General features: G+C 43.1%; 3 protein-coding genes. All 3 read right to left on the bottom strand.

Going from position 1 to position 4,865, the window contains the following annotated elements:
• Positions 1-272, bottom strand: a 272-nt coding sequence (locus B3182_RS16130; RefSeq protein WP_349677946.1) for a flavodoxin domain-containing protein, incomplete at its 3' end; no start/stop codon positions are given.
• A gap of 283 nt (positions 273-555) precedes the next feature.
• Positions 556-2,691 (bottom strand): EAL domain-containing protein, encoded by a 2,136-nt coding sequence (locus tag B3182_RS16125; RefSeq protein ID WP_292357163.1) that lies wholly within the window; start codon positions 2,689-2,691, stop codon positions 556-558.
• A gap of 57 nt (positions 2,692-2,748) precedes the next feature.
• A partial coding sequence (locus B3182_RS16120; protein WP_292753512.1) for a PAS domain-containing protein occupies positions 2,749-4,865 on the bottom strand: 2,117 nt, incomplete at its 5' end.

Below are 4,865 nucleotides of genomic sequence, written 5' to 3'. Positions count from 1 at the left end.
CAAATACCACTGGATTTTGCTTTCTCAGCTAGTTGGCCGGCAACCGTTTCGGTATTACCGGTTTGTGAACCATAAAGCACGGTCAGTTTGATCGTTTGGTCCGGCAGAGAAGGTGCAGCTTCCGTAGCAGCTGTTCCACCCTGAGCCGCACGATAACCTGACAAATAGCCTGACAGCCAATCTACCTGCCAGCCTTCCAGGCCTTGCAGTAAATTATTAAGCTGTTGCAATTGTTCATCGGTTAATGGAGCGTTGGGCAACCTGATATTCATGTTGTTGGCTTATCTCTTAAAAGTTGAGCTTTGAGTCTGCACAAAATAACAAAAACTATATATAAATAGAAACTATATGTTTGGATTTCCATATAATTAAAATAAATATACTTCGATTCTAACAATCATTATGTTAGAAGAATTAATGCAAAATATTGTGAATGTTTTGGTGTGAAGCAGTAAAAATTAATGAACTACCTTTAATATTGGTCCATCGCTTTATATTTCAACCGCTTTAAGCTGTGTTGAACTTTCAGAGACGGCTATGAAAGATCAACAAGCCCTAGTGACTTTTATGCTCGTATAGATCGGTATCTGCGTACATATATAGAGATTGCAAATCGATGTTGTCCATCGAGCGACTGGAAGCCGTACCAACAGTATATTCTACATTTAGATGTGGGCTGACATTAGCATTATAGTTTTTTACTGCGTCAGCCAGTTGTTCTAGTTTGTTTTCTGATTGCTCACATACACTCAAAACGACAAACTCGTCATCGACCAGTCGAGATATTAACTCTGTATCGGTAAAGATTTCTGTCAATATTCGGGAAAAATGAATAAGGGCTTCATCACCTGCAGAAATCCCGTGAGCATGGGAGATGCGCTTGTAATTATTCACATCAAAGTAATACATGGTAATACTGGCTTGGTACGGTACAAAAATATTCAGTAATTTTTGTGCTCTGCGTTCGAAAGCCTCACGATTCAGTAAGCCGGTCAACTTATCTTCATCTAACAGTGGGTTATAGTCGATTTCTTCTTCGACCATTTCGGTCAGTTGTTTTAATAATTGTTTATCTTTATCTGTAAAAGTTCTGGGAATAGAGTGTTTTAAACATAAAGCCCCCAACTTCTCCCCCGATCTTGCCCGAATTGGACAACCAGCATAAAACCTTATGTGGGGTGCTGACGTAACCATGATGTTTTCTGCATAGTGTTTATCATTCAGCGTATCGGAAATAACAAAAATATCTTCCTGAGCAATCGTCTGATTACAAAATGCCACTGAACGTTCGGTTTGCCGTTGACTGAATCCCTGTGACGATTTTATCCATTGTCGATCTTCGTCTATCAGCGAAATCAGGCTAATCTCCACATCAAATAAACGTGTACAAAGTTTGGTTAACCGGTCATAGCGATGTTCCGGTTCACTATCCAGAAGTCCCAGACCATGTAGGCGTTTTAGCCTTTGTAAATCAATATGTTCTGACGTGTTTTTCGACCAGTCAATAAAAGCCTCAGGTAACATGGGACGACCAATAAAATATCCTTGAGCCTGATCACAGCCCATTTTACGTAGCAGCTCCAGTGCAGCATTATCTTCAATTCCTTCTGCAGCCACCTGCATGTTCAGACTGTGGGCAAGTTCAATAATCGCCTTAATAACCAGTCTTGATTCGCGTGAATCCGCAGAAGTCATGACAAAGGTTTTATCCACTTTGACTTCTGAAAACGGCATACGAACCAAGGCCAACATCGACGAAAAACCGGTCCCAAAATCATCTATGGATAAACGAAATCCTCGCAGTCGCAGTCTGGTCAGAATATCCAGAGATATCACAGGGTCATCCATTGCGGCTGTTTCCGTCAACTCCAGGATCAGTTGATCCGGTTTGATATTATGGGCTTCACAAAGCATTTCAATTTGTTTGAATAGCTCGAGGTTACTGAGTGATGCCGCAGAAATATTGACCGAAAGCAATAAGCCCCTGTTCTGGACTTTTAGCGACGGATCGGCTTCCTGAAGCTGATTTAGAAAAGGTAATGCCTGTTCAAATACCTGTAAGGTTAATTTGTCGATAAGATCATTCTGTTCGGCTAAGGGAATAAATTTTTCCGGTGAAATGAAGCCCTTTTCTGCGTGCTGCCAGCGTGCAAGCGCTTCAAGGCCAGTTAGCGTGCCACTGACACAGGATACTTTTGGTTGATATACCAGATAAATGTCATGCGCGTTAATCGCTTGTTCCAGCTCATTGACGGTAAGGGTATTGGTCTGGTTTTCAGCGCGGAGTTGCTGACCAAAGGTGTTGTCAGCTGTGTTGATGGATTCAGCGTTAATCAAATCCCGGAAAGCTTTGGGATTAAAGGGCTTGGGAAGAATCCCCAGAACATTAAGACCATGCGCACCGGCCGAACGTGCTGCAGCATGCAATAGTTGCTGCCCGGCGCCACTTGTGATGATTAACTGGGCATCGATTTGCATACGGCCCAATTCGCCAAGCACTTCCACCCCATCCATATCCGGCATAATCAAATCAATAATCAGATATTGTGGGCTCCAGTCATTGATGATCTCCAGAAAACTTTGAAAGTCAGAGGTTATTTTGGCTGACAGACCGATAAATTCAGCGACATTAGCAATTGCTCTTGCAGTGAGATTGTTGTCATCCAGAATGAGTACTTTTAATTCGGTCATCGCCCCAGATTACTCTTGGTTATCCAATAAAAATAAACTCTGTAGACACTTTGACATTTATGACTCGTTCTGCAAAGACTTTCGGATTTTCGTGGTGAGTTCATCTCGACTATATGGTTTACTCAGTAACATGACTCCAGGGTCCAACCGACCATGATGGACGATAGAGTTCTCGGTATATCCTGAAGTGAACAAAACTTTTAATTGTGGTCGGATTCGCTGCGCCTTATCAGACAGCTCTCTTCCACTCATACCACCTGGCATCACCACATCGGTGAATAATAAGTCAATATCTGCATCACTTTGAATGATTTCCATTGCTTCGCTTCCATTTGATGCACTTATTACCTTATATCCCATAAACTCTAATTGCGAAATAACATAATTGCGAACCAATTCATCATCTTCAACAACAAGTATGCTTTCATTGCCGATTTGCGGTTGAATATGCAGTACAGAAGCGTTTTCTGCCGTCGCAACCTCCTCAGGTGAGCGGGGTAAATACAGTCTGATGGTCGTTCCCTGACCGACTTCCGAATAAACGTTTATGTGACCATAACTCTGTCGGGCAAATCCATAGACCATCGCCAAACCAAGACCGGTACCCTTATCTTTGCTTTTTGTGGTGTAGAACGGTTCAAACACTTTATCCAGATTCTCTGGAGCAATACCTACCCCGGTATCTGACACCCCAATGATGACATAATCACCCGGGGTAACATCGTGTTGTGAACCATAGTCTTCGGAGAGTGAAACATTGAGGGTTTCAATTAATAACCTGCCACCTGATGGCATCGCATCACGCGCATTGATGGCCAGATTCAACAGTGCATTTTCCAATTGTCCCGGATCTACCTGCGCCAACCAGAGATCTGGTTCCAACGCCAGCTCAAGCTGAATCGCCTCGCCAATTGATCGGCTTAGTAACCCCTGAAAATTATTTAATAATTGATTGGCATCAATATGTTTTGGATCCAGTGCCTGCTTTCTGGAAAAGGCCAGCAAACTGCGAATTAATTCTGCTCCGCGGTCTGCTGCCTCCTGGATCATTTCAGACAGGCCACGTAGTTTGGAATCGCTGGCAAGTGACTCAGTAATAATTTCGGCATTGCCGACAATGACTGTCAACAAATTATTAAAGTCATGAGCGACGCCACCGGTTAATTGACCAACGGCTTCCAATCGTTGGGATTGCCGTAATTTTTCTTCTATTTCAAGACGATCGGTTATATCCGTAATACCACCAACCATTCGGATTGCTTCGTTAGCGTTATTGTAAATAACATAACCCCGGTCAATAACATCTGCATAGTCCCCATCCTGACGTTGAAACTTATAGTTCTCTGACCAGCTCTGCTGTTGGGTTTCAATTGCTCGCTTAAGGTTGTTTAGGACTCGATTACGCTCATCAGGATGAATGCGTTTTTCCCAGCCTTTAATAGAAGGTTTTTTTGATTGGGTATCAATGCCAAACAAGGTTGCAAAACTATCGCTCCACCAAAGTTCGTTTGTCAGGAGATCCCAGTCCCAGATCGCATCGTTGGTTGCTTTGGATAATAATTGAAAGCGTTGCTCACTCTCCCTAATATTGGCGTCTGCTTCTTTTTGCAGCGTAATATCGGTCATGTAGCCTTCAATCGCTACTATGTTGCCGTCTTTATCTCTTACACCGCTACCCTGCTCCCAAAACCAGCGAATACCACTATCTTTATGAATTATTCGATACTCGACCTGAAACGGCTGGTTTTGCTCAATTGCTTTTATTGTTTCAACATACATCTTCTCGCGATCATCTGGATGGATAAGGCTGGCAAATTCAATCCGCTGGTTGCCGATAACATCTTCAGCGTTATAGCCGGTTAAACGTTCGAATGCTTCGCTTACATAGAGCATAGTCCATTGCTCATCAGATAGACTACGATAAGCAACTCCCGGCAGATTACGCAGTAACTGCATTAATGATCGTTCGGCCTCAGAACGCTGCGCCTCGGCAAGCTTGGTATTGGTAATATTTTCGGTGATGGCAATAAGATGCAACGGATTGCCACTGTCATCACGTTGCAAGGTGATACTTAATCTTGCCCAGACCGTTTCGCCGGTTTTATGGATGTAGCGTTTTTCCAGAATACGGCTATCAAGGATACCAAGCAGAATATCGCTGATTTCCTGCTGGT

This window comes from Methylophaga sp. UBA4204 (assembly GCF_002379485.1).
In the GTDB taxonomy this organism is placed as follows: Bacteria; Pseudomonadota; Gammaproteobacteria; order Nitrosococcales; family Methylophagaceae; genus Methylophaga.
The sequence above is the reverse complement of the archived record's forward strand: the minus strand, read 5'-3'. Positions and strand labels throughout refer to the sequence as shown.